The 25,626-nt window shown below is 40.5% G+C and carries 25 protein-coding genes, 3 tRNA genes and 1 other annotated feature; of the genes, 21 read left to right on the top strand and 7 right to left on the bottom strand.

Annotated elements, in window-relative coordinates; genetic code table 11:
* Positions 1 to 338 (top strand): DUF4367 domain-containing protein (locus KJS58_RS20250; protein WP_213535258.1); only part of this gene is annotated, 338 nt, incomplete at its 5' end.
* Positions 339 to 729: 391 nt separating this feature from the next.
* Entirely contained in the window at positions 730 to 1,026 is a 297-nt protein-coding gene (locus tag KJS58_RS20245; protein WP_213535257.1) for a hypothetical protein, read from the top strand.
* Between the two features lie 723 nt (positions 1,027 to 1,749).
* Here KJS58_RS20245 and KJS58_RS20240 read toward each other — a convergent pair.
* Entirely contained in the window at positions 1,750 to 2,112 is a 363-nt protein-coding gene (locus tag KJS58_RS20240) for an EGFR-like transmembrane domain-containing protein (RefSeq protein ID WP_213535256.1), read from the bottom strand.
* Positions 2,113 to 2,570: 458 nt separating this feature from the next.
* On the opposite strand from KJS58_RS20240, the gene KJS58_RS20235 reads away from it, so the two are divergent.
* Positions 2,571 to 2,915, top strand: coding sequence for a MerR family transcriptional regulator (locus KJS58_RS20235; protein WP_213535255.1), 345 nt, complete (start codon positions 2,571 to 2,573; stop codon positions 2,913 to 2,915).
* A gap of 306 nt (positions 2,916 to 3,221) precedes the next feature.
* Here KJS58_RS20235 and KJS58_RS20230 read toward each other — a convergent pair whose 3' ends face one another.
* Positions 3,222 to 4,643 (bottom strand): glycosyltransferase family 4 protein, encoded by a 1,422-nt coding sequence (locus tag KJS58_RS20230; protein ID WP_213535254.1) that lies wholly within the window; start codon positions 4,641 to 4,643, stop codon positions 3,222 to 3,224.
* A 21-nt stretch (positions 4,644 to 4,664) separates the two neighbouring features.
* On the bottom strand, positions 4,665 to 5,735 hold the full coding sequence (locus KJS58_RS20225; RefSeq protein ID WP_213535253.1) for a glycosyltransferase family 4 protein: 1,071 nt from the start codon (positions 5,733 to 5,735) through the stop codon (positions 4,665 to 4,667).
* 202 nt (positions 5,736 to 5,937) lie between these two features.
* On the opposite strand from KJS58_RS20225, the gene KJS58_RS20220 reads away from it, so the two are divergent.
* The 5 genes from KJS58_RS20220 to KJS58_RS20200 all read left to right on the top strand — a co-directional run bounded on the left by KJS58_RS20220 (position 5,938) and on the right by KJS58_RS20200 (position 10,996).
* Complete coding sequence (locus KJS58_RS20220; RefSeq protein WP_249717683.1) at positions 5,938 to 6,951, top strand: ABC transporter ATP-binding protein; 1,014 nt, start codon at positions 5,938 to 5,940, stop codon at positions 6,949 to 6,951.
* Positions 6,948 to 7,661: an ABC transporter permease gene (locus KJS58_RS20215; protein ID WP_213535250.1), complete on the top strand. Its 714-nt coding sequence runs from the start codon at positions 6,948 to 6,950 to the stop codon at positions 7,659 to 7,661. Before KJS58_RS20220 ends, KJS58_RS20215 begins: the two co-directional genes overlap by 4 nt.
* Before the next feature lie 5 nt (positions 7,662 to 7,666).
* Positions 7,667 to 9,055: a GldG family protein gene (locus KJS58_RS20210; RefSeq protein WP_213535249.1), complete on the top strand. Its 1,389-nt coding sequence runs from the start codon at positions 7,667 to 7,669 to the stop codon at positions 9,053 to 9,055.
* The gene (locus tag KJS58_RS20205) at positions 9,052 to 10,008 is read left to right on the top strand and encodes a DUF4340 domain-containing protein (protein WP_213535248.1); all 957 of its coding nucleotides are present in this window, start codon (positions 9,052 to 9,054) and stop codon (positions 10,006 to 10,008) included. The genes KJS58_RS20210 and KJS58_RS20205 overlap by 4 nt, the downstream gene beginning before the upstream one ends.
* A gap of 148 nt (positions 10,009 to 10,156) precedes the next feature.
* Positions 10,157 to 10,996 carry a YhcN/YlaJ family sporulation lipoprotein gene (locus tag KJS58_RS20200; RefSeq protein WP_213535246.1) on the top strand — a complete coding sequence of 280 codons (840 nt, stop codon included), beginning with the start codon at positions 10,157 to 10,159 and terminating at the stop codon, positions 10,994 to 10,996.
* A 108-nt stretch (positions 10,997 to 11,104) separates the two neighbouring features.
* Here the strand turns inward: KJS58_RS20200 and KJS58_RS20195 are convergent, their stop codons facing one another.
* Positions 11,105 to 11,890 carry a DUF817 domain-containing protein gene (locus KJS58_RS20195; protein ID WP_213535245.1) on the bottom strand — a complete coding sequence of 262 codons (786 nt, stop codon included), beginning with the start codon at positions 11,888 to 11,890 and terminating at the stop codon, positions 11,105 to 11,107.
* A gap of 250 nt (positions 11,891 to 12,140) precedes the next feature.
* Positions 12,141 to 12,382, top strand: a binding site (T-box leader).
* Between the two features lie 70 nt (positions 12,383 to 12,452).
* Here KJS58_RS20195 and KJS58_RS20190 point away from each other — a divergent pair.
* The 6 genes from KJS58_RS20190 to KJS58_RS20165 all read left to right on the top strand — a co-directional run bounded on the left by KJS58_RS20190 (position 12,453) and on the right by KJS58_RS20165 (position 14,886).
* Positions 12,453 to 12,525 (top strand) — tRNA-Phe (locus tag KJS58_RS20190).
* A gap of 15 nt (positions 12,526 to 12,540) precedes the next feature.
* A tRNA-Phe gene (locus KJS58_RS20185) sits at positions 12,541 to 12,613 on the top strand.
* Positions 12,614 to 12,628: 15 nt separating this feature from the next.
* Positions 12,629 to 12,701 (top strand) — tRNA-Phe (locus KJS58_RS20180).
* Positions 12,702 to 12,846: 145 nt separating this feature from the next.
* Positions 12,847 to 14,109: a S41 family peptidase gene (locus KJS58_RS20175; protein ID WP_213535244.1), complete on the top strand. Its 1,263-nt coding sequence runs from the start codon at positions 12,847 to 12,849 to the stop codon at positions 14,107 to 14,109.
* 78 nt (positions 14,110 to 14,187) lie between these two features.
* The gene (locus tag KJS58_RS20170) at positions 14,188 to 14,670 is read left to right on the top strand and encodes a DUF2975 domain-containing protein (protein WP_213535242.1); all 483 of its coding nucleotides are present in this window, start codon (positions 14,188 to 14,190) and stop codon (positions 14,668 to 14,670) included.
* A gap of 9 nt (positions 14,671 to 14,679) precedes the next feature.
* On the top strand, positions 14,680 to 14,886 hold the full coding sequence (locus KJS58_RS20165) for a helix-turn-helix domain-containing protein (protein WP_213535241.1): 207 nt from the start codon (positions 14,680 to 14,682) through the stop codon (positions 14,884 to 14,886).
* Between the two features lie 107 nt (positions 14,887 to 14,993).
* Here KJS58_RS20165 and KJS58_RS20160 read toward each other — a convergent pair whose 3' ends face one another.
* On the bottom strand, positions 14,994 to 15,404 hold the full coding sequence (locus tag KJS58_RS20160) for an Lrp/AsnC family transcriptional regulator (RefSeq protein ID WP_213535240.1): 411 nt from the start codon (positions 15,402 to 15,404) through the stop codon (positions 14,994 to 14,996).
* Positions 15,405 to 15,531: 127 nt separating this feature from the next.
* On the opposite strand from KJS58_RS20160, the gene KJS58_RS20155 reads away from it, so the two are divergent.
* The gene (locus KJS58_RS20155) at positions 15,532 to 16,311 is read left to right on the top strand and encodes an MBL fold metallo-hydrolase (protein ID WP_213535238.1); all 780 of its coding nucleotides are present in this window, start codon (positions 15,532 to 15,534) and stop codon (positions 16,309 to 16,311) included.
* Positions 16,312 to 16,341: 30 nt separating this feature from the next.
* Complete coding sequence (locus tag KJS58_RS20150; RefSeq protein WP_249717680.1) at positions 16,342 to 16,749, top strand: ester cyclase; 408 nt, start codon at positions 16,342 to 16,344, stop codon at positions 16,747 to 16,749.
* Between the two features lie 187 nt (positions 16,750 to 16,936).
* On the opposite strand, the gene KJS58_RS20145 is transcribed toward KJS58_RS20150, so the two are convergent.
* Entirely contained in the window at positions 16,937 to 17,158 is a 222-nt protein-coding gene (locus KJS58_RS20145) for a helix-turn-helix domain-containing protein (protein ID WP_047913631.1), read from the bottom strand.
* A 268-nt stretch (positions 17,159 to 17,426) separates the two neighbouring features.
* Between KJS58_RS20145 and KJS58_RS20140 the strand changes: the two genes are divergently transcribed.
* The 3 genes from KJS58_RS20140 to nagA are packed head-to-tail and all read left to right on the top strand — an operon-like array spanning position 17,427 to position 20,201.
* Positions 17,427 to 18,284 carry a MurR/RpiR family transcriptional regulator gene (locus tag KJS58_RS20140; RefSeq protein ID WP_213535236.1) on the top strand — a complete coding sequence of 286 codons (858 nt, stop codon included), beginning with the start codon at positions 17,427 to 17,429 and terminating at the stop codon, positions 18,282 to 18,284.
* Between the two features lie 5 nt (positions 18,285 to 18,289).
* Positions 18,290 to 19,015 carry a glucosamine-6-phosphate deaminase gene (gene nagB, locus KJS58_RS20135; RefSeq protein WP_213535230.1) on the top strand — a complete coding sequence of 242 codons (726 nt, stop codon included), beginning with the start codon at positions 18,290 to 18,292 and terminating at the stop codon, positions 19,013 to 19,015.
* A gap of 1 nt (position 19,016) precedes the next feature.
* Positions 19,017 to 20,201 carry an N-acetylglucosamine-6-phosphate deacetylase gene (gene nagA / locus KJS58_RS20130; RefSeq protein WP_213535228.1) on the top strand — a complete coding sequence of 395 codons (1,185 nt, stop codon included), beginning with the start codon at positions 19,017 to 19,019 and terminating at the stop codon, positions 20,199 to 20,201.
* Between the two features lie 80 nt (positions 20,202 to 20,281).
* Here the strand turns inward: nagA and KJS58_RS20125 are convergent, their stop codons facing one another.
* A complete protein-coding gene (locus tag KJS58_RS20125; RefSeq protein ID WP_213535266.1) occupies positions 20,282 to 21,637 on the bottom strand; it encodes a dipeptidase in 1,356 nt (451 codons plus the stop codon).
* A gap of 239 nt (positions 21,638 to 21,876) precedes the next feature.
* Between KJS58_RS20125 and KJS58_RS20120 the strand changes: the two genes are divergently transcribed.
* The gene (locus KJS58_RS20120) at positions 21,877 to 24,297 is read left to right on the top strand and encodes an AraC family transcriptional regulator (RefSeq protein ID WP_213535227.1); all 2,421 of its coding nucleotides are present in this window, start codon (positions 21,877 to 21,879) and stop codon (positions 24,295 to 24,297) included.
* Positions 24,298 to 24,679: 382 nt separating this feature from the next.
* Positions 24,680 to 25,615, top strand: coding sequence for an ABC transporter permease (locus KJS58_RS20115; RefSeq protein WP_213535265.1), 936 nt, complete (start codon positions 24,680 to 24,682; stop codon positions 25,613 to 25,615).
* Positions 25,616 to 25,626: the final 11 nt, after the last annotated feature.

Below are 25,626 nucleotides of genomic sequence, written 5' to 3'. Positions count from 1 at the left end.
CTCTTCCTACGTTTCTTCCTTACAATATAAAAAAAACTGAAACAAAAGATATCAGTAAAGAACAAATAGAAGTCCGATATTATGGATTTGAGGCAGGAGATCAAATATTATTAAGCATTAGTAAAGAAAATAAAAAATTTGATCGTATTAAGCATTATGATGGAGCTTCCTATGCAAAGAAATTATTCTTAAAAGGAGAAGTTCCAGCTATTTTGTTAAATAGAGATTATAAAAGCTTAACTTTTGTTGACTCAGGAATACAGTATATTATTACTGATTTTACAGGAAGGCCACTTGATGATCAGGAAATCCAGAAGATAGCGGATTCAATGCTATAATCTAAATTTATTGTTACGCTAACGAAAAACGATAGTTGAATAAATAATAAATAAAAGACGGCAGCCAATCGTGGTTGCTGTCTTTTCAATTACGAGCAGAATAGCTTAATGAAGATTCAGAGCGGAGAATCATCTGATTATGTTCGTTCCAACCAATGCTCTACCCACTTTAGGACAGCCTATGTGTTTCTTGTCTTTTAACTGAATTCTAGATGTAAATTTCTGTATTGTGATTAGAAGTTATTATGCTATATAGTTAATGCTTCAAACCTGCCTAATTAAACCAAAAACCACAACATTCAGGATTGTCGGACACATACGATCGTTTAAGTTTCTCAAAATCCACCGTATATTTCTTATGCCTAATTAACTATATGAGGAGGTGAAATTTATGAGAGAAAAATTAAATTTATGGTCTTTCTTCCTTTCAATAATTTGTTTAGTTTCGTATTTGACAATGCCATATTGGATAGAAATCTATAGACTTATCCATAAAATATCCGTTCCAGACGCCTTTAATATTGTTTACATTCTTTCGTTAACAACTTTAATCCTTGGAATAATAGGACTAACAGGTAAGAAAAATTTAAAGTCTGTTTCAAGAGGAATAGTAACTATCTTAATCACATTCAGCATAACAGGATTTCTGAGCTTCTTGATGTGGATACAACAATCTTTCTTGTTTTAATGAAGTAATTGCTTCTTAAAGGCTTTATAATGAAAAATCGCATAAAATCGGAGGCAACTGTTTGAAGATTAACCTTAGCGTAATTAGTTATGTAGCTTATCTATTAGTTATATCGACCACATCATTCTTATTTTACTGGGTATTCAAGATATGGATAGCAATGGGGCGATTCACAGCAACAGATGCCCCACCAGGTGACATTGGTGCAACAGAAAAAGTATTTTATAGTTTCGTTATACCGATTGGGTACTTTGTTATCATGACCTTACTTTCATTTGTTTTTCGTCGTTATTTAAAAAAATATTCAGTTAATCTGAAAAAAACATTTATACTCGCAATAAATGTACTCATTACTGTCTACTTAATAACACAATTCAAAATCTTTTCTTTTAGTTAATTTCTATAGGAGCCGAATGATTGATTTTATTAGGATAACTCATTAAGCTACCTAGTAGAAACGATAGTTCAAGAAGAACAAGTAAGCAACCGATCAACAACACCCGGTTGCTTTTTCGCTAGGAGAAGAAAGCACTAGGCTCAACATAATATCCTATTTGCTGCTCATATAACAGTTATACATACCCACTTGTGGCCACATTCATTGTGTCTATGATTACGTTATACTCGCTTGAATCAAGCATTATCTGTTTTGTATAAGTAAACTAATACTATGCACGTATTTGACGTTGCATTAACTGGTAGCATCTTTTATAAGATTATTATTTATTCTTTATGCTTATAAGCACCTCCAGTAATTCCCAGCTGTTCGACTTCACCATCTTCCCCTAATCTATAAGAATACATCTTATTAAGTTCATTTGAGAATTCAACATAGGTTAGATATCCAGAAGCTGTTTCATCAGTTGTTTTTTTTATCTTGACAACTTCAAAACTAGCTATATCGCTCTCCAGATACCCTTTTTCCTCAATTAAATACTCTTTAACTCTTTCCTCATTATAAGCGGCAAGCTCTGGATCACTTTTCGCTGGGGTGTTAAGAGAGTACACCGTAAAAAAAATGAAACCAATTACAAGAATTATAAGCCCTAGAACAACTCCGCCACCAATCATCATTATTTTCTTCAAGAAAAATCCTCCTTTATCTAGAATCAATTAATATATATTAACAAATCACTTCTAATAAAAGTATAATAAAACTAGTGATAAATGGAATATTATTACATAAAAAAGATAGAAAGTTATTTATATCAGAGGGATAGCCTGTTAACTGTGTTTTTTATGAATTATTGCAATATAATATTAAGCTAGTGAAGGTCAAGTAGAAAAATGTGAATTTACAGAAGCTGACTATAATGGACTAAACAATAATCATATCTTCGTTCAACTAACGAGAAAACGATAGTTTAATTAGAAAAAGTAAGCAACCGATCAATAGACCGGTTGCTTTTTCTTTAAGCTATTGGCTACTAGGCAGGTTAGTTTAATCACTTCGCGAATACCTTTAGGGAGGGAAAGTATATGAAGTTTGTAGCAAGGATGTTAACTGTAATAACGATATGAGTTAAATTAATGGGGGTATATTTATGAAAAATCTTAGTAACGTTATTTGCTCTATAATTTTAGGAATTGCAATCATTACTGGTTGCTTTATTATCAAAGGAAGTCAATTATCAATAAGTAGTGCAACAGATAATAATGAAATCTCTAATAAAGCCTTAATGACAATTCAAGAAACAGCTAAATACTTAAACATCACTGAATCTCAAGTACACACTATAATCTCCACAGAAGAAACAATGTTGAAAACACAAGGCTCATATACTGGTATGTTATTTCCCATTTTCAAAATAGGTGAGGACATTTTAGTAAGTACAACTCTTTTAAATGATTGGATAAAAGAATCCATACAATTAAGAAAAGAATATTAAAGTAAGGTTCGTCCTAAACTGTTACGCTAACGGAAAAACGATAGCTCATTCAAACAATGTTACCTATATAGTTGTAAGAAACTTTTTTCATGTTTTTAGTTACCCAATCTCTCAAGAACTTTGGTATTAATGCTGCCAAGGTTTTTTTTCTGTAGTTTAAGCTAGAAGATATAAACTATACTCGTCATCTTCCTATAAATAAAGAAGAATGACAAGTTGGCTGAGATTGGAGAAATAGGACCTCATTGGACCGATTTCTAATCGCAAAAAACTTGTCATTTTCTATAGAGGTGAAATATGCTTTTTTTATTTTCCTTCCTTTATTACCTTCCGATCAGGCAAGCGGTAATCGGCGGGAATTTTGCTCATCAAATCTGCTAGAAGTTCGGAAGAAATCGGCAGCTGATGAAGAGAGAAAGTTGATGATGTACTCATACATTCCGTTCGTGCGCCTCTCCCGATTTTCATATCAGCCTTCTCGTCTTGTCCACGCTCTGCCATCCGATCCTTTTTGATATACCGCTCATAAACCGCAAGGGTATCCTCCGCCTGCCGCTCCAGTGAACGATATTTACGTGCCCAGGTACGCGCTGCCGATCCAACACGGGTTCTTACTTTAGGATGGGTGAGCAGGTAGTCAAGCTTATCGGCAAGGGCGGCAGCATTAGAAGGAGGAACGACATATCCGGTCTTGCCCTCTACTACCATATCCGGCATACCGGCGGTATCCGCCACAATGACAGGAATTCCTGCAAGCTGTGCTTCCGTAACGGAGAAAGGCTGAGTATCCTGCAAACTCGGCTGTACATAGATATGGGCGTTTTTTAGGAACGAAGGCACATTATTGACCATCCCCCAAAATTTCACATAATCATGTAATTCTTTTTGCTCCGTTTGTTCTCTGTAGAGTGGTCCCATACTTCCTTCCCCGGCGATCCAGATGACAAAATCCTCTCTGTACTCTTTCAGAAGTGCGGCCGCTTCTAGTAGAACATGAATCCCTTTGATGTATTCCAAGCGACCTGTAAAAGCAATCACCTTTTTGTTAGGAGGAGCAGGATATGAAGTTTGTTTTGCTGCAAGCTCATCATACTGAACCAGGTCTACCGCATAAGGAATTCGGCTGAATGCAGCGGGAGGTGCACCAAACTGCTGCATTAGCTGCTGAATCCAGCTCGATGAGACGATAAATCCATCGGATGCAGCGATGCCGAGTTGTTCCATCGTCTGATAGTATTTTCCTAGCGGGGTACGTAAATAATCTTCTTTACGCGCTGCTGGGTTCATTTGCAGTTCATCGAGATATCCTTCTAAATGCAGTGAACCATGATAGCTCGTAACAAGCGGAACCTTGCGCTTCATTACACGGGAAATCGAGTATGCGCTAATCGGGTCTTGGGCATGAATCAGATCATAGGATTCGGTTCCTAGGTAGGCCATTCCAAGTTCATAGGCATACCGATTCAGTTCCAGATAAGCAAGATAGGGGTCTGCATGAAGTACTGGAACATGGTCGGTAGTAAATGTGGAACGCAGGGCGGGGAGGACCGCCTTTTTTTCGAATAACCATCCCTTTTTTAATATATAAACGGTCTCTTTCTGCATATCGGTTCCGATGACATCGACTTCTATTCCATGTTCCGCGTACCACTCCGATAACTGCCGAATATACGTCCAGATCCCCCCAAGGTTCTGTAGTCCCCAGAAGGTTGCCATGAGTATTTTCATGAAGAAGTGTGCTCCTTCCTGTTAAAAAATAGCCAAGGCGTTCATCATTTGACGGAACGAATGAGCATAAGCATCTGGGGAAAATTGAGAGACGAGATACTCACGGCCTGCCTTTTGAATCTGCGTACGAATCGTATGATTGTTCATCAGTTCCAGGATCTCGTTTGCTGCCTGTTCGACTTGACCCAGCGGATAAAATTTACCGGTTTGATTATGTGTAATGAACGCTCTTACGCCGTCAGAATCCGTGCTGACTACAGGACATTCACAGCTAATCGCTTCAGCCACCGCATATCCAAAGCCCTCCATAATCGACGTAGAAATCATAACTCCGCCTGATCTCGCTGCCATGGAATAGTACATCGGCATCTTGGAGTGTGGAACATTGCTGAAAATACCGATTTTATCTTCCAAATGGAGCGTTTTTAATGTTTCGTAGAACTGCTGTTCATCCGCTGAAAAGGCAAGGGTAGGGTCATGAAAAAACCATAGTCTTGCTTCCGGTTTTTCTTGGATTACGCGGTGACCAATGTGGAGAAATTCCCGCCAGTTTTTATTAAATTCGAGACGACCGACCCAAAGTAAAGCTGGATAGGGGGGGATGTCGGTTTCAAGCGGGGCAAAACTCGTTGTATCGAGCATTCCTTTAATAATAAACAGGTGCATAAACGGGCACATGTCCAAAAAAAGTTGATGGAGATGGGTGGTTGGAGGAATAAGAACAGCATCTGCATAGGCTTGCAGATAAGGAGAAGCCATTTCGATGGTCTCAACAGCCGCTTCCCTTGTGCCGAGTCCCTGTGCCTCGAAGATAATTTTTCCTTTGTAATGAAGAAAAACACGGAGCCGTTCCAGCATATTAATATCCGAAGTAGAAATGACGGCATCGTATTGCTGCTCTTCCAAAAGCGCACGAATCTCCTCATTATCTGACATGGTAAACACCGTACCTGTAGTATTCTGAAGTCCGGTGCCTGGCATGAGATATAAGGTATGTGCTTCGATACCATGTTGTTTCAAGGCTGCACAGCGCAGCCGATTAAGCGTCTCCACACCGCCGCTTGGAATAAAGAAAGTAAATAGTACTTTCAAGACATACCCCTCCCGTTACTTTTAATAAGATAAGGTACGTATAACATGGGGGGACGGTGTGGGTGGATAGGTGTCAGTTCACAATTTAGACACATTTTTTTAAGGATTCTTTTAGATTCATTTAAGAATCGTTTATTGTTATAAGGCTAGACTGGGAATAACCGTTAATGAACGGAGAAGAGAAGCAGAAAGGATGAGTCTTTTGCTGAAATTAGATCAAGTAAGTAAAACTTACAATGGTCAAAGAGGGGTTCAGAACCTTGATTTCTCAATGGAGCGGGGAGAGATTGTTGGCTTTCTGGGCCCAAACGGAGCAGGGAAAACAACAACCATGCGAATGATTACTGGTTATTTAAGACCAACTGAAGGTAAAGTTCTCCTGGATGGAATGTCTGTACATGAGCAGGGGAGAAAAGTTCGTTCTCGTATCGGATACTTACCAGAGACCCCCCCATTATATCCAGATATGACCGTGCTGTCTTACTTAAAATTTGTCGCAAAATTACGTGACGTCCCTGCAAGGGAGCAGAAGCTGAGAATAGATGAGATGGTAAGCAGACTTGGACTGATCGGAAGAGAACACCAAATGATTCGAAGCTTATCCAAAGGATATAAACAGCGGACGGGACTGGCAGGAGCCATTATCCATAAGCCGGATTTACTGATTCTCGATGAACCAACGTCTGGACTAGACCCGAACCAGATTATGGAGATACGGGATTTAATCAAAGAGTTAGGAGAGAATCATACCGTATTACTCAGCACCCATATCCTCCCAGAAGTAAGTGCTTTGTGCAGCCGAGTTCTTATTATTAACCAAGGAAAACTTGTACTGGATGGTTCACCGGATTCGATAGGAAGTTCCATGGAGGATGCATTCCAGGTTCATCTTACGGTAAAAGGAGAAGCAGATCATATATTGCCTATTCTGACTTCTTGGGGAGATACTCAAGAACATCCGATCTCCGTGGGGATGCATAATCAATCAGGTGGATTATTAGAGCTGCAACTGAGCACCCCATCTCGTTATGACTATAGAGAGGAACTTTTTAACATGCTTGCTTCTGAGCATATTCCAATTCTAGAAATGAAGAAACAGGATCAGACACTGGAAGAAGTGTTCCAGAAACTGACGATGACGGAAATAGAAAATGGCAGCGAGCTTTCTAGCGAGGAGACCGGGAAAGCCAAGAAAGAAGGGAGGAAGCGAAAATGAAACGGATGATGGCTATTTTCTATAAAGAACTTCAGTCCTATTTTCTTGCTCCGACTACGTATTTTGCTTTTGCAGTTTATGTATTGTTGTCGAGCTTTTTGTTCTTTATGAGCTTTGTCTACTATCAGCCTAGTATTGTGGACTACCGGCTTGTGCTCGGAGATACCGTATCTTTATTGATCTATATTGTACCTCTGCTGACCATGCGTCTTATTGCGGAAGAATTTAAGCAGGGAACCGACGAACTATTAATGACTTCACCCACGAGCGTAACTGAAATTGTGTTCGGAAAATATTTGGCGTCTTTGGTCATTTTACTGCTCCTGATTCTATGCAGTCTGACCTACCCGCTTATTATGTCCTTGTATGGTGATATTAATGAAACGACAGTATGGCTGTCCGCACTTGGCCTCTTTTTGATGGGTGCCTCGATGATGGCAATTGGGCTCTTTGCGTCGTCCTTATCCCAACATCAGATGGTATCAGCAGTGGCTGGCTTCATTATATTACTTGTGCTGTGGATGATTGATTCCTTTACAGATAGCAGCAGTACGATCACAGCTTGGCTTTCTCCATTTTCCTTGTCTAATCGATTCGCGAATTTCACAAAAGGTGTGATTAGCGGACCTGATGTGATTTTTTATCTTACATTAGCCGGTGTTTTCCTGACGCTCAGTATTCAGGGCATTGAGCGGAAACGGTGGAGGTAAGAATAATGAAAAAATGGATGAATCATACGAACAGCGGTATTATTTCCGCAGCGGTTATCGGTATTTTTATTTTGCTGACGTTATTTATGAGTTCACTCGGAGGTTTTCAGCTTGATCTCTCTGAGGGAAAACAGAACACGTTATCAGAACAAACGAAAGAAGCGGTCAAAGCGATTACGGAAGATACCCGGGTGCTGGTGTTTACGGTGAACAGCTCAAGTGACGAATTATTAAACCGGGAAGTAACGGATTTAGTCGATGAGTACAGTAAGCTGAATAGTAAACTGAAAGTGGAAAAATATAATCTTGAATCTGAACCTTTACTGGCTCAGCAGTACGAGCTGAATTCAAGTTCCATCGTTATTTTACAAGGGGACAAGCAGCAAATTGTGTCCATGATTGATTTATTCTCTTCTGGGGAAAATGAAGGATCTTATTTGTTCTCAGGAGAAGAAAAATTAACACAGGCTCTTCTTTCACTTGAATCGGATGAAACACATAAAGTAGCCTTTTTAACCGGACATGGAGAACTTGGACTGTCTGCTGCTACCACGCTGCAAACCTCACTGAACCAGAGCAACATGGAAGTGGCCGAGATCACTTTATCGGAAGATACTGCGGTACCTGAAGATACGGATGTCTTGGCTATTTTGGGTCCGCAAGAGGATCTGAGTGACGCAGAATTGAAGCAGGTTCAGAAGTATATGGATAATGGAGGCAAGCTATTCCTCACGCTTGGTTTTCACGAAGATATGGAGAACGAGTGGAAAAATATTGATGCTCTGATGAAACAGTACGGAGTGGTAGATGAACATGCCATTATGGTTGATCAGGAATCTTCTACGACAAATGGACCTTTGTGGTCCATGCCTGAGCTTGAATCACATACGGTTACAGATAAATTAATTCAAAATCATCTTCAGCCTGTCTTCAGTCTGTCGCTTGGACTTAGCGCTGAAACACAAGATAAATGGATGGTAACGTCTATTCTGGAGTCCTCAGACACGAGTTACGGAGAAACAGATATAACAGGACTTCTGGAGAATGAAACCAATAATGATACGGAAGAAGATTTGCAAGGACCCGTCAAATTAGGTTATGCCATAGAAACGACAGATGGTAATCCGAAAGCCGTTATTTTAGGTGCGACTACTTTCATGCAAGATTACGAGATTGGGAGTGGGGGAAACCGGGATTTTGTTCTCAATACGATTAATTATCTTGCAGAAAAAGAAAATGGCTTGACCATTCGTCCAAGGGAGCAGATGGGATATGAACTGGCTTACTTGACACAGGCCCAAGGTTCGGCAATTTTCGCGATTGCTGTGATCGGGATGCCACTTATTTTTGTCATCATTGGTGCTTTATTATGGTGGAGGCGCAGAAAAAAATGAAGAAGTTTATTCCGACGATTCTTTTGTTAGTTGTGCTCGCAGGGATGTGGGCTTTCGCTCACTCCCAGAACTATTTTCAGGAAGAAGCTGAACCGGAAAAACTAATGGGCACGGATGTGATAGATCCAGCAGCGATTACCTCATTTCGTATTGTGAGCGGCGGTGAAATAACAGAACTTACAAAGCAAGATAACGAGTGGGTAATGACTGCCCCTGAAGCGTATCCTGTGAATAGCTATGCCGTTGATGAATGGCTTGATACGGTAACCAATGTGGATCTTGCCTCCGTCGTAGAAGAGAATCCGACAGATCTTGAGAAATATGGACTTTCTCTAGATGATCAGGGGATTATAATTACAACGGAAGATGGCGGTACGGTTGAAATCGCGCTTGGGAATAATCTGCCCACGGGAAGCAAGGTTTACGCACAATTAGGGGCAGGACAAGTGGTGAGTATTGCAGAAACGACGGCATCGAATCTCCTGCTGAGTCCTCTACAGCTGATGGATACCACGCCTTTTGAATGGGATAATGATCAGCTTGTATCCCTTGAGTGGGAAAGCAGGGATATTTCATGGGTTTTGAAACGTAAAGATGGAGAAGAGGGGGAGACAGCGGCCTGGACTTTAAATGGTGAAAGTGTAGAACTCACGGATGCAGATTCGCTTATGAACCAGCTGAAGACGATCGCTACCGATCAAGTGCTGCAAAAACCTAAACAAGGAAGTACCTCTGTTTCTTTTACAGTTACGACTGAATTAGAAGATGGAACGACCCAGGTGTATCAAGGGCTGACGGACTCCACTGACGAAGGTATTTACTATGTGAAAACGAACCAGGACATTACACTTGCTTATGTTATTTCTGCTGATTCAGTGGATAAGGTAGCTGATAAAGCGAAAGATTTACTGAATGGAACGAGTGATACAGAAGAAACGGATACAACAGAATAAGGAAGGAAGCTCGAAGCCCTGCTTATATAGTGGGATTCTTCGGGCTTTTTTAATGGCGTGTTCCATATCCTTTCAGGATAAGGCAGCAGTGCTTCGCGCATGCTAACGGAGTGCTATAACAACTTCAAATTGAAGCGGAGGATGAACCATGCCAGGAATGAAAAAAACCAAAGCGGTTACCCTTTCTTTATCTGCTGCAATGCTTATGATGTCAGCTCTAACCGGTTGTGGAACAACGACGGATGATCAAGGAGTGAAAACGAACAATGTCCGTAACTATGCATCGGATGTAAACCGCAACGTTCGTAATGGGATCAACTATGGAATGAATGGTATAAATCCGGACCGGGCTAGTGTACATCGCACAACCAATCTTTCTTCACACAATCAAATGTCAAAAGCGATCTCTGAAATGAACGGAGTGGGAGAGGCTTATGTTTTGCGCACTGATCATAATGCTTATGTTGCGGTATCGCTCAAAGAAGGCGTCCAGCCACAAAGTACAAGACATCATAATAACCGAAATCAAATGAATCAAGATTTAGGCGGTTTGGGTGTAAATGATATGGGGACAAGAGCTCCCTATACAACGAGCGGTATTGCACCAGGGCTTCGCTCAAACGACTATTCTCAAAGCAATATGCTTGGAGATAATGCGAATGGTCCCCGCGGGGCAGGCGGAATCTTTAACCCAAATAACGTTAATATGAAGAGCCAAAAAGGGCCTGGAACGTACACGAACAAGAATAACACCCAAGCAGAAGAACAAGTTACAAATGAATTGAAACAAAAAATCACGAAGAAAATTAAGCAAATGGATCCAAAGGTGAAAAATGTATATATTTCAGCAAACCCTGATTTCTTGGAACGTGCACAAGGCTATGCCTCTGATTTGGCGAACGGTCATCCGATTAGCGGGATTGTGAATGAGTTTCAGGTCATGATGGACCGCATTTTCCCGGCCAAATCCACGTCTAATCAAGAGTAAAAGCATTGTATTTTAAGTATTAGATATCATAAGTTTATTGAAAATGAAGAAAAGGCGTTGTCCAATAGGACAGCGTCTTTTATATGAGATTTATAGAATAATTTGAGTTCATTTTATTCGTGAATCATGGTTTGTCAGGCTTGCTTTCACATGTTTAAGCTGGGCAACTATGATAACGCTAATGATCACTAGCAGAAACCAAGAGCTGATTTTACTAAAACTAACCAATTGCCAGGTTTCATGCTGGTCAGGGTATTTCCAACCGTCAAAGAATGTAGCTATATTCTCTGCAGCCCAGATGAAAAAACCTACAATAATAAAGGCGAGAGTCAGAGGCATTCGGTAGGTTACAGTCCGTACCCGATAAATGATCCAGGTTTTCCAAAAAACAATAAATACAAGCACAGTCAGCCACCAACGAAAATCGGGTATAAAATGATGCGTAAAAAAGTTAAGATAAATTGCTCCTCCTAACAAAAGCGAAGGAATAAGCCCGGGCCATCCGGTCATGTCCATGCGCAGCCTCCGCCATATTTGACACATAAAGCTTGCTACACTTGCATACATAAATCCGCTATACAGCGGTACACCAAATACCTTGGAATATCCAGGCTCTGGGTAAGCCCATGACCCCATCCATACCTTATAAATCTCAAGCACCAATCCAATAATGTGAAATATACAAATTACTTTAATTTCGTCTATTGACTCTAATTCACTGCGGTACATAAGGAACTGCACTCCGAGCAGGATAAGGAGAATAGCGTCATAGCGATAGAGGAAGGGGATCTCTATTACACGGGTGAGGGCAAGCGTAATAAAGATGGCCACCGGGAAAATACAGCTCATCGCTTGATGATAACCAAAATGTAATAGTTGTACTATTGATTTCATGTTATGTATATCTCCTTTCTATTTGAGTACAAAGGATGCATTCATTCTTATCATTCGTTTTGAATGTATTTTCTTTCTGTTATTTATTAATATATAGGTGTAATGGATTCGAAAAAAGAGAAAATAGTCTGACTAAAAGTTCTTATTTTTTATCTGCATTAGATAATCCTATCTGAATTAAAATTCTATTTTTTAAAAGTGTTGACTTTAAATAGGTATTACATCATAATAAGGAAAATTATATAGCGATCAAAAAGCTTTGAAGGAGAAAAGTAATTCAAATACCTGCTTACAGGGAGGAAACGCCGAAGATTGAGAACGTTTCTAGGGTAATGGTTTGAATGAAGTTCGCTCTGGAGCTGTCCCTTGAAACCATTTGATGGTAAGTAGAGGTGTACCGGTTTAACCGTTATTTATTAAAGTGAGAGCTTTCTTCTTTGTTAATCAAGAAGGCTCTAATATAGGGTGGTACCGCGGCTCCTCGTCCCTTTGAACGAGGGGCTTTTTTGTATTCAATTAAGGAGATCATAGGATTCCATCAGCAGTAATCTATTTAAAATAAGGCTCGGTAGCTCAGTAGGTAGAGCATAGGACTGAAAATCCTAGTGTCGGCGGTTCGATCCCGTCCCGAGCCATTCCTAAATAAATAAGGCTCGGTAGCTCAGTAGGTAGAGCATAGGACTGAAAATCCTAGTGTCGGCGGTTCGATTCCGTCCCGAGCCATCCCTAAATAAATAAGGCTCGGTAGCTCAGTAGGTAGAGCATAGGACTGAAAATCCTAGTGTCGGCGGTTCGATCCCGTCCCGAGCCATCTTTATAAAAGGATTGTTTTTATAAAATAATGTGAAAATTTTCTCATAGTCTAACTATATGTTAAATGAAACGATAGTAATGTTAGTAGCCCAAGATAGATTATCCCAAATTGTGATTTATTAAATCTATAGAGGAGGGAAGTAATGAGAAAAAGAGGGTTAATCATTGTTGTATTTATTAGCTTGACAGTGATTTCATCTTGCGATTCCACGGCAAAACAGAATGACAGTATCCAAGATGATATTATAGTCACTCAATCAGCACGTTTACCTGTATTAACAAGAGAGCAGATGGTGGAGGACTTTGACTATCTCTTTCAGATCTTGTCAGAAAATTATCCTTTTTTAGGTGTCAATAAACGAATGAATGGGATCGATTGGGTTGCTAAGGAACAGGAATACAGAGCGAAATTCGAAACTATCAATACCATGGGCTATTTCGAGAGTTTACTACATGACATATTAGGAGATTTAAATAACAAGCACACCGAATTGGTAACTCTCGAATCCTATCATTCATTACTAAATGTCTATAAGAAAAACCCAGAAATTCACAAACCTTGGATTGAAGCGTTGGAAGACTCTACGGTAGTACAAAGATATAATTCAATGAACAAAAAGCAAAATATAACTTCAACTTCTACATATACGTATCCTAGTGTGAAAACGGTAGATTTAGATGAAAATACAGCATACATAAAGATTCCTACCTTTGCTGATGTCGAAATGAAGAAGGGATTATCGATCATAACGCCCTATCTTCAAACCATTATTGATAAGAATAAACTAATTATAGATGTAAGAGATAATTCAGGCGGAACCGATGAGTATTGGATGGCTTTAGTTGAACAGATAATCAGTGAGCCGATTACCTGGACATCTTACTTTTTATATAGAGATGGAGACTATATTAAAACCTTTATTGAAAGTAAGTCGGGGATGGACTATAAGGATTTACCTTCTCTATCGGAATTAACGAAAGAGAATAAAAGCATACGGTTGACTCCTGAAATCATGAATAATTTTGATAAGTATGACGAAGCTACAACAACGATTTCACCTAAACAATCAATTGCTTACAAAGGTAAGATTTATTTGCTTGTGAATGATCAGATTTTTTCTTCATCTGAGAAATTTTCTGTTTTTGCAAAGGAATCTAAATGGGCAACGCTTATCGGAGAGAGAACAAGCGGAGATGGAATTGGAACGGATCCTGTTGTTCTAAAGTTGCCCAATAGTGGATTTCTAGTCAGGTTTCCTTTGGTTATGGGGCTTACATCAGATGGCTCAATTAATGAAGAGGAAAAAACGATACCACATATCACTGTAGATACAACAGAAACAGACAATATATATGATGATCCTGTAATCAAAGCAGTCATGAATCAGGAACATGAGAGAAAATGAATAACAATATTTTTTTATTGTAAAACAATAAATTATTATGTTAAAGTCTAATTAATAAAATTGAGGTGAGGTGTATTTGTGAAACGAGTATCAACACTCTTTTTAAGAATAGCTGTTGTACTTATGGGGATTCCGATTCTTGCTTTATGCATCTTTTTGGTGCCTAACATCGGAGAATTTGTAGGAGAACTGATTCCGAATATCGCTTATATACAATATTTCGTTATATTTTACTTTTATCTAACGGCAATTCCTTTTTACTTTGCTTTGTATCAAGCCTTTAAACTGTTAAGTTATATTGACAAGAACGAGGCTTTCTCGGAATTATCGGTAAAGGCTTTGAAAAATATAAAATACAGTGCTATCACAATCAGTGTGTTGTATGTGATATCCTTGCCACTCTTTTATGTCGTGGCAGAGATCGATGACGCTCCAGGAATCATCGTCATTGGACTCATCTTAATCTTCGCCGCCATGGTGATTGCCGTCTTTGCAGCAGTTCTTCAAAGGCTTTTACAAGAAGCAAATGATATAAAATCAGAAAATGACTTTACAGTCTGAGGTGATCGCATGGCTATTATAATCAATATTGATGTGATGTTGGCTAAGAGAAAGATGAGTGTTACGGAGCTATCTGAGAAGGTTGGAATTACGATGGCTAATATCTCCATCCTGAAGAACGGGAAGGCCAAAGCGATTCGGTTATCTACTTTAGAAGCGATTTGTAAGGCTTTAGATTGTCAGCCTGGAGATATTATCGAATACAAAAAGGACTAAGATACTTAAATATCTTAGTATGATAAAAGCGGGATCTTTTAATTTTAATCATAAAGAGGATCAATGTTCATTATCACGTTCATTGATTCTCTTTTTTTTGTATTTCATTAATTATCAATAACAATTGATAATTTATAGTTCGCATACTCGTTTAGAGCTTCCAAAAATTCATTCATTACTTTATTCGATGGAAATTTGCATTCAAGAATATAACAGCCATCCCCACTGATTTTATAATTACGTATAAGATATTGTTCTTGATTTTTGATGAATGATAAATAGGGCTGATGGTTAGTATTTTGTGTAATGATCGTAAGAAAAGCATGTATATTAAACCCCAATTTGACCTGATCTAATTGAATGGTGTATCGCTCAATAACTCCCATGTCCTCCAATTTCGCAACTCTTGCTGAAGTAGCTGGGCCCGTTAAATGGATTTTCTCCCCTAATTCTTTCATCGTGATCCGACTGTTCTTAGATAGTTCATCAAGGATATCCATATCTGTCTTATCTAACATTCTAACAATCCTTTCATTAATAAAGTAAAACCGCCAAAAGACTTTTTTAGTCCATGTATGCATTAGATAGTCTAGTAAAGACTAAAAATGTGCTTCAAATCAAAAAAAATAAAAGGAGTTTATAACTATGAATATACATCACATTCGTAATGCAACAGCGATTGTAGAATATGCAGGAAAAAGATTATTGATTGATCCAATGTTAGCGGAGAAGGGGACTATGCCGCCATTTGGAACGGGTGTTGGTTTACCCCCTGCACCGAGAGAAGACCAAAATAATCCTTTAGTAAGCTTACCGACAGCCATTGACAATATTGTATCTAATATTGATGCTGTCATTGTTACTCATCTGCATCCTGACCACTGGGATGATGCTGCTAAAGAAGCATTGCCAAAAGAAATAAAAATATTTGCTCAAAATGATGAGGATGCGACAGCAATCCAAAACGACGGCTTCAAAAATGTCGAAGTTTTACAAGTGAATACTATTTTTGAAGATATTCAATTGATTAAAACAAAAGGCGAGCATGGCAGAGGCGAAATCTTAGAGCATGCTGGCGAAGTGTGCGGCGTTATTTTCAAACACTCAAATGAGAGAACATTGTATTTGACCGGTGATACCGTATGGTATGAAGCAGTTCAAGAGACCATCAATGCACATAAACCTGAAATTATTGTGGCCAATGCAGGAAATAATCAATTCATGGTGGGTGGTTCTCTGATCATGGGAAAAGAAGATTTATATGAAGTATACAAGGCTGCCCCTGATGCAAAAATCATTGCTGTTCACATGGAAGCTGTAAACCATTGGGGACTTTCTAGAGCTGATTTAAAAACCTTTATTAATGAAAAAGGAATCACGTCTAGTGTGTTAGTACCAAATGACGGAGAGTCTTATTCATTCTAAGATGAGAACAAAAAATGGAGAGGTATAATGATGTCAGTAGAAGCTAATAAAGATTTAGTTCGCCGTTTTTTTGAAACGATAGAAGAAGAGAACTATGACGCTCTTAAAGATTTTTGTCATGAAGACTATGTATTTTATCCACAGGTGGATACTCCATTTCCAGGTGTAGAAGGTCTTATTCAGTCAGAAAAGAAAAATTTTGATGCTTTCCCTGGCTTTAAAATGCCGATTGTAGAAATGGTAGCGGAAGGTGATCTGGTAGCTGCCACTTTTATCTTTGAAGGAAAACACACGGGTATCCCTTTTGCTGGTGTCCCTGCTACCGGAAAAGAAGCTAGATTTTCTCTGATGATACGTTTGCGTATTTCTGAAGGGAAAATTATTGAGCAAAGATCATTTGTAGATGTTCATGATATCATTCGGCAAATAAAGGCTTAATTTAATTATAATTTAGAAAGAGACCCTGTATGGGTCTCTTTTATTTTTAATAGATTATCTTGTTGATAACTACATAATCAAATCCTGCTTATAATTGTTAACCCTGAGTAATCAAGTAAAGCCCTCTTCTTTCATCCCTAAGGACAAACGAAGAGGGCTATGACGAAAGGATAGAGCTTCTTTTTCGTCAAATTTTTAATTCTCCTAGCTTAATTAACTCTACTACCGCTTGTGAACGACCCTTAACATTGAGTTTCTGCATCACATTGGAAATATGATTGCGCACCGTTTTCTCGCTGATAAAAAGAAGTCCCGCGATATCACGCGTCGTTTTGTCCTGCACCAGAAGCTCGAATACTTCGCGTTCACGGTGGGTCAACAAAAATTTGCTCTTGTGGTCACCCTTCAATGTTCACCCCTCCTTGCCCGGGTTTGTATGGTGTAACAAGGTTAAGGGATACAGTCAAATCATCTTATGTAAAGTCACCTAGAATGGTTCGGTTTGTGCAAAATTTTGGGCTAATCCATTTTTTTGGTGGAACATGTTACTGATATAACCCAAAACCTGTTGATTTCACTGTCTATAATGGATTATGATGGGATGGTAGTAAAAATAATTTTCTTAATTTAATATAAAATTCATTAAAATAATTTTCATACCGAGGTGGATTCATCCTATGGCAGCGATCTTACATGCGTTACTCCAAGAAATGGAGCAACTTCCTCCTCAAGAGAGAAGAATTGCCGAGGTCATTTTAGAATCACCCTCTGTGATCACGCGGTTATCTATTAAGGAACTAGCCGAAAGAAGCGGAACCAGCCCGGCAACGGTGACTCGGTTCTGTAAATCCAGACATTTTCGAGGATTTCCAGATTTCAAAATGAAGCTTGCAGCAGAAACTTTTCAACATTCGGGTAATGAGGTGTATCAAGATATCGTTGCAGGCAATTCGCTTACTACGATTGTAGAAGCCATCGAAGCGAATCACTTAGCATCGATTACAGACACCACAAGACTGCTTGATATGGAACGTCTTGAGAAATCGATACATCTGCTTTGCCGAGCAAGACGGGTAGATCTGTACGGAGTTGCCACTTCATCGATCGTGACGCAGGACTTCTATCAGAAATTAATTCGAATTGGTGTTTCCTGTACAGCGTTTTCCGATGGACATATGCAGGTGACTTCTGCTTCATCCCTGGGTGCTGAGGATGTTGCTTTTGCGGTTTCCTATTCAGGTGAGACGCAGGACACGATAGATGCGCTCGTTTGTGCGAAAGAACAGGGAGCAAGCACGATATCACTTACTTCGTATGGACACAACACCCTTGCATCTGTCGCTGATATTCCCTTGTTTACTTCCTCACTCGAACAAGGGATGCGCCGAGGAGATATGGCTTCGCGTATCGCATTACTACATGTGATTGATATTTTATTTACAGGCATGGTCAGTCAGGATTTTGAACGATTTGTACCAAGACTGGATGGCTCTTATGAGCAAGTACAACGTGTGAAATTACGGAATGGGGGATAAATAAGATGAATATTAGAACTTTTGATCAAGAAAAAGAGCTTAACACAACCGGAGCAGAACTTATCGCATCACTTTTACAGAGTAAACCAAAAGCAGTGCTCGGTCTTGCCACAGGGAGTTCTCCTGTTGGAATTTATAACGAACTAATCGATATGTATAATCGCGGACTTGTAAGTTTTGCGAGCGCTTCTTCTTTTAATTTGGATGAGTATGTTGGATTGCCTGTAAATCACCCGGAGAGCTATCGTAGTTTTATGAATGAGAAATTGTTCAATCATGTCGATATTAAACTTGAAAATACACATGTACCCGATGGTAATGCACCGGATCTAGATGCGGAATGTGCACATTACGAGCAACTCTTGAACGACCATGGACCGGTGGATCTTCAGCTGCTCGGTATTGGACATAACGGACATATTGGATTTAATGAACCAGGAGTGAGTCTAACTGGCAGTACTCACGTTGTGGATTTAAAAGAAGAGACGCTGAAGGCAAACGCACGTTTCTTCCCATCCATTGATGATGTGCCAAAACAAGCCATAACGATGGGGGTGGCCTCTATTCTCAAGGCGAAGCAAATTGTGCTTATAGCCCGCGGTGAGGATAAGGCAGAAATTATTCGCACGGCACTGACAGGTCCAATTACGACGGAATGTCCAGCATCTCTTTTGCAATGCCATCCGAATGTGACTGTTCTACTGGATCGCGGAGCTGGGAGGTTCATGTAATATGGTAAATCACGAAAACAGCTTGACCACCATTTATGGAAATGTAGTGATGAAAGATGAGGTTCTAGAACAAGGCGCTGTAATTATACAAAATGATAAAATCGTTTACGCAGGTCCTGCTTCTGATATTCCCCATAGATGGTCGGATGAACAGGGAGAAGTGATCCAGGGACATGACGGATACATTGTTCCTGGTTTTATAGATATTCATGTTCACGGCGGCGGCGGCGAAGATTTTATGGATTCCTCAAAAGAAATCCTGGACACGATTACTTCATATCATGCTTCACAAGGGACGACAACCATGCTTGCAACAACGATGACTGCTCCCAAAGAATGGATTGATAAAGTTCTCCATGAAGTGAATGAATATCGCGCGCAGCCGATGCCTTATGCACAGCTGGCAGGGGTTCATCTAGAAGGTCCATTTATTAGTCCAAAGTGGCCCGGTGCACAAAATCCAGAACATATTTCCCTGCCTGATGTGAACTGGCTTATTTCCTGGGAAAAGATGTACCCAGGTCTTATCCGTCAAGTTACCCTTGCTCCTGAGCGAGAAGGGGCACATGAAGTGATCAAATGGCTGAGGGAGCAGCATATTACTGCTGCCTTAGGGCATACGGATGCTACTTATGAAGAGGTTGAAGCTGCCGTGGAAGCTGGACTTCATCATGCAGTTCATACGTTTAATGCGATGACACCACTGCATCATCGTAAGCCAGGAACGGCGGGGGCTGTATTAAGTGATCGCCGAATCAGTGCGGAAGTGATTGCCGATGGGATTCATGTGCACCCCGCTGCGGTATCTCTCATTGCTCAGCTCAAAAGCAGTATTCACAAGCTGGTGCTCATTACAGATGCCATATCAGCTACGGGTCTTCCCGATGGTAATTACACATTAGGAGATTTGCCTGTGGTAGTAACAGAGGGCGTGGCCCGGCTCGAAGATGGAATAACACTCGCAGGAAGTACGCTTACCATGATTCGAGGGTTTCAATTCCTAGTTAAGGAAGTGGGGCTGAGTATAGTAGAAGCTTCTCAGGCAGCAAGTCACAATCCAGCGAGCCTGCTCGGACTTCTTGATGTAACAGGAACAATTGAGCAGGGGAAACAAGCCGATATTCTGCTGCTGGATTCTTCCCTAGAGCTTACAGATGTATGGATTAAAGGTTCGAAATTAAAATAAAAAGCAGGCTGGATTCGATCCAACCTGCTTCCTAAGAACTCAATTCGATTTCACCCGAATTGAGTTTTTTCTATTTACTTTTAAACACGTTTCAAATAGTCAACAATGGTCAGCAGACCTTTATCAAAATTCTCTAAGTTGAAATGCTCATTTGGTGCATGCAGATTTTCATCTGGCAAGCCGAAGCCCATCATGACCGTAGGTGCATTCAGTGTGCTGGACAGTTTTTCAACGATAGGGATGGAGCCTCCATCTTTGGTAAACAGTGCACGTGTACCATATACGGTTTCGTACGCATCTGCCGCTTTTTGCAGCATCGGATGAGACGGATCGATATTAAATGCAAATGCTTTTTCTTTTGGAGTGATGGTTAGTTTTGCTCCTACCGGAGTGTGAGCATTCAGATGTGCTTCGATGGCATCAAGGCAAGCTTGCGGATCTTGATCTGCAACAAGCCGGCAAGTAATCTTGGCGTGTGCCTCTTTAGGGATCACCGTCTTCGTTCCTTCTCCTTGGAATCCGCCATATACGCCGTTAAGTTCAAGCGTTGGACGTGCACCGATTCGTTCCACAAAAGAGTAACCTTCTTCGCCATAGAGCGCATCAAGACCGAGATCTTGTTTCAGTTTCTCTTCGTCAAATTGCTGTTTAGCAAATTCTTCGCGCATTTCCGGAGACAATTCTTGTACCCCATTATAGAAACCTTCTACACTTACTCGTCCTTGTTTATCATGCAAGGTAGACAGTAATTCGACCATCGCATGAAGGGCATTAGGTACGCCGCCTCCGTAAGAACCGGAATGCAGATCTGTATTTGCTGTATTCAAAGAAAGCTCAAGGGAACAAAGTCCACGCAGTCCTGTAGAGATGGCTGGTTTTCCGGGAGCAAGCAAGGATGTGTCTGAGACGAGAACGACATCAGCTGTAAGCTTTTCCTTGTTTTCTTCGAGGAAGAGCGGAAGGTTTGGACTGGATACTTCTTCTTCACCTTCAATACAGAATTTGATGTTAACGGGCAGTTCCTTCTCTTGTTTCAAAATCGCTTCAACAGCCTTAACATGCAAGAACAATTGTCCTTTATCGTCGGTTGCACCGCGAGCATACAATTTCCCGTCACGAATGGAAGGCTCAAAAGGAGGTGTCTCCCATAAATGTAATGGATCAACCGGCTGTACGTCATAGTGACCATAGACCAGAACGGTAGGTTTCCCTTCCGCATGCAGATAATCTGCTGTAATCAAAGGATGACCTTTGGTTTCATGGATTTCTACGTGCTCAAGGCCCGCTTCTGTCAGTTTAGCTGCAAGCCACTCCGCTGCTTTATGGACATCACCTTTATGTTCAGATAAGGCAGAGATACTCGGAATGGATAACCATTCTTGTAACTCATTCAGATGTTGTTCACGATTGTTTTCAAAATAAGCCTTGTAATCAATACTCATAGTGTAAAGATCCTCCTCAAATAACGTCTTCAACGATTCCTTATTATTTTACACTCTTTTTCGAGGAATACGAAATATGGAGTGATTAGACTACAGAATAATCCATTTTTGCAGGATTAAGGGTAAAACGGGGCGAAACCAATATATTAACCATTTCATTGTCTTGTTAAACCCTATAGAACTTAAATAATGTTTACAATGTGACTTCGAGAAATAGGCAGGTGAATATAACGATGAATCCTCATCTTCATTCAGCTCGTAAAAAGAAGTTAAATCCGCTTGGTTTTATAACAGGAAGTCCTCGCAAGGGACGATTTTATCGTAAAAGCTTAATTACGATCTTGCTGATCGCAAGTATTCCAGGGCTCATTACAGGAATGACGATGTACTGGCTTGTAATCGGGCAGATGGAAAAAGAATTTAACAGGCTCCATCAGAATCAGATTATGAACCGGGCTGAGAATCTTGCCGACCAGTTCAGTTATATGGAACTCAGCTTATCTCATTGGGCGTTTGAACCCCGTTTTGGGGAAGAATTGAAAGAAATGGATTATGTCTATCAGTTTACAGAGACAGTAGATATTATGAAAACATTATACGTACTGCAAGGCTCTAATCCACTTATCCAAAAAGTAGAGCTGTACGTGAATGAACCTCAGCCGATCTTGTTCAATCGTTCTTATAGCGAGCTGACTGATCTATCGCTGATTGAATCCTATAATGAGTATCTTAAAGATGGGAGCCATATTTACTGGACAGATCGAATTCCAGGACAGCCGCTGTCGGAGCAGAGGACAAAGGGTACTGAAGACAACTCAGCCCATTTGCTTCAGACGGATCCAGGAGAAGGCTTAGTCCTTGTTCATAAAATTCCAGGGGGGAGTCTCAGCCCGTTCGGAGCCCTCATCGTTAAGCTGGATAACAAAAAAGTGACAAACTTACTGAAAACGCTTACCCCTTATGATCAAGGTTCGACTTTTTTAATGGACCAAAAAGGAAATATTCTCTTGTCCGGTGGAGACCATGAGGGCAGTTCCTCTAAACAGTTAAATGAAGAAATTAGACAAAAGGTGGACCTGTCTCAAGACAAGGGTTCATTACTATATACGTTTGAAGGGATCTCTTACTCTGTCTCCTATGGAAAAATGAATCGGATTGATTCGGACTGGATCTATGTTTCAGCAGCGCCGATTACCGACATAACAGCCCCTTTGTTATCGGTGTCCAAAGGGATTGTACTCATGAGTACAGCGGGACTCCTTCTTGCGATCCTATTATCCTGGCTGGTATCTCGCCGCATCTATACACCAATTGAACGATTGTTGAGATTGCTTTCTGCTGAATCAACGGGTAACAACCCTGTTCCGCCTGCGGTTAATGTGGATGAATTCGAACTGCTTGAAGCGCAGTGGAATGAACTTGTGATGGAGCGAAGTACCGTTCGTAAAAGGCTTGAACTTCAGTTGCCGCAGTTGCGGGATGGATATATCATGCAGCTCATTCAAGGACATCTGTCTGCTCATTCCGAAGCAGATCTAAGGCAGCGACTAGAGGATCTTGGATTTCGGGTGCAGGATCAGCAATTTTTACTCGTAAGACTGCAACTGACAGGATACTCCAAGCTAAGTGGACGTTTTCTTGAGCAGGATAAAGGCCTTGTTACTTTGACAGTAGTGAATATTATTGAGGAATTCGCAGAGCAGCGTTTTGAGCAAGTCAGTGTGCTGAATTTCCACGATCTGTCTGCTGCAATCCTTTTAACCGGTGAAGAGGAAAAATTAAAGGCATCTGTGCTTGAATGGTCCGAAGAATTGATGGTGGTCATTAACCAAATTATGAAAATGAATGTGACAATTATGGTGGGTAGACCTACGGCTTCTGTTAGTGATTTACCCTCCCTATTTATGGAACTTGAGCAAGCAGAAGCATTCCATAGCATTGAAGAACTTAACCAGCTTCTGGATTTGGATCATTTGACACTCGCTCACGATATAGAGCAATCGAGTTATCCGTTTCTTATTGAGCGAGACCTGATCCATGCCATTCGAACGGGAAAAGAAGAAGAGGCACGAGATCTGCTCTGTGATTTTGTAAAACAAGTCACACAGCGTCAATGTACGATCTATCAGCTGCAGCAGATGATGCTTCAACTGCTGGCAAGCATGCTGCATATGATGCTGCAGTCTGGAATTCCTCCATACGAACTGTTTAGTGGCCGTAATTTATATGATGAGCTTGCCCAGCTAAGGGAACCAGTGCAGATTGAAGCTTGGCTGAAATCTGAAGTCATTACTCCTTTTATTACCTTTATGGAAGAAAGATCACATTCAGGGCTGAAACCCGCAGTTGAACGCACCATGGAACGCATCGATCAGCAGTACATGACGGATATATCGCTTGAAGCTTGTGCCGATCTGGAAGATATGACTCCTTATGCACTTAGTAAAGCTTTTAAACAAGTTGCAGGAATCAATTTTATTGATTATGTCACCTTTCGGCGTATGGACATGGCAAAACGTTTACTGCGAGAAACCGATTTGAAAATTAACGAAATCGCAGATCAGGTAGGTTATCAGCACAGCTACTTTAATCGTATCTTCAAGAAACAAGAAGGGTTGACCCCAGGGCAGTACCGTGAACAGTGGAACCGTTAATTTGATTTTTATATGTACTTCTCAGTTGCTTTTTGATGTGTAATTTCCGCCTTGCTCCATGCAAATCACTGTTAAAGGAGGGGGCGGATCTTTCTATACAAAAAAAGAAATGAGTGCAAAAAAGTGATATGAAAGACAAAGCAAAAAAGTAAAAAAGACATAATTTCCTTGTTCCACCAGGCTTTTTGAGCGATTTCATCTACATACAAAAATGGTCAGTTGCCGGAAATGAACAGCGGTCTGTAAAGTAGAGTCAATCAAATGTTAACGCTTACAAAATATTCTGGTTTCATTCGCCAAAGAAAGGAGATCGCTCATGAATCAACATTTGCCTGGTGGTTCACCGGATTCTGCAACATTACAGCCGTATACACCGAATAGAATGACCAAGGCTGAAGCGAAACAAAAAGCAAGAAAAAGATGGCTGGCTCAATTAAAACGAAACAAGTGGCTTTATGTCCTCTTAGCCCCTGGACTGCTTTATTTTCTTATCTTTAAATATGCACCGATGTGGGGGGTCGTCATTGCATTTCAGGACTATCAACCCTTTCTTGGAATTCGTGACAGTCAGTGGGTAGGGTTTGATAACTTTACTACCTTCTTTCAGAATCCGGACTTCTTCAGGCTGCTCCGAAACACTTTGATTCTTGCTGTATATGATTTGATCTTCTTCTTTCCCGCGCCGATCCTAGTCGCCTTACTTCTTAATGAAGTGACGAAATCATGGTTTAAAAGAACGATTCAGACGCTTGTTTATGTACCTCACTTTGTATCCATGGTTATTATCGCAAGTATTACGTATGTGTTTCTTACACCAAATGGCGGTGTTCTGTATGAACTGATCGCCCAAGTCACGGGAAAGCCAGTGGACGTGCTGTCGAATCCAGATGCTTTCCGGCCTCTGATCATTATCCAAATGTTGTGGAAAGAAGTAGGATGGGGAACCATCATATTCCTGGCCGCACTTGCAGGGGTAGATATGGAACAATATGAAGCTGCTATTGTAGATGGGGCGGGACGGATGCGAAGAATATGGCATATTACCCTACCTGCTATACGTAATACGATTATTATTTTGCTGATTCTTCGTTTGGGTAACTTTATGGACACCGGATTTGAGCAAATTTATCTAATGACCAATTCCTTGAACCGTGATGTAGCGGATGTGTTTGATACCTATGTGTATCAAGTCGGTATCACACAGGGAGCTTTCAGCTACAGTACTGCGGTTGGATTATTTAAATCTTTAATCGGCATTGTCCTGATTCTTGGAGCTAACAAACTGGCCAAAAAGTTTGGGCACTCCGGTATCTACTAGTCCAGGGCTGG

Source organism: Paenibacillus sp. J45TS6, from assembly GCF_018403285.1.
Lineage (GTDB): Bacteria > Bacillota > Bacilli > Paenibacillales > Paenibacillaceae > Paenibacillus.
This window is presented reverse-complemented; position numbering and strand designations above follow the sequence as displayed.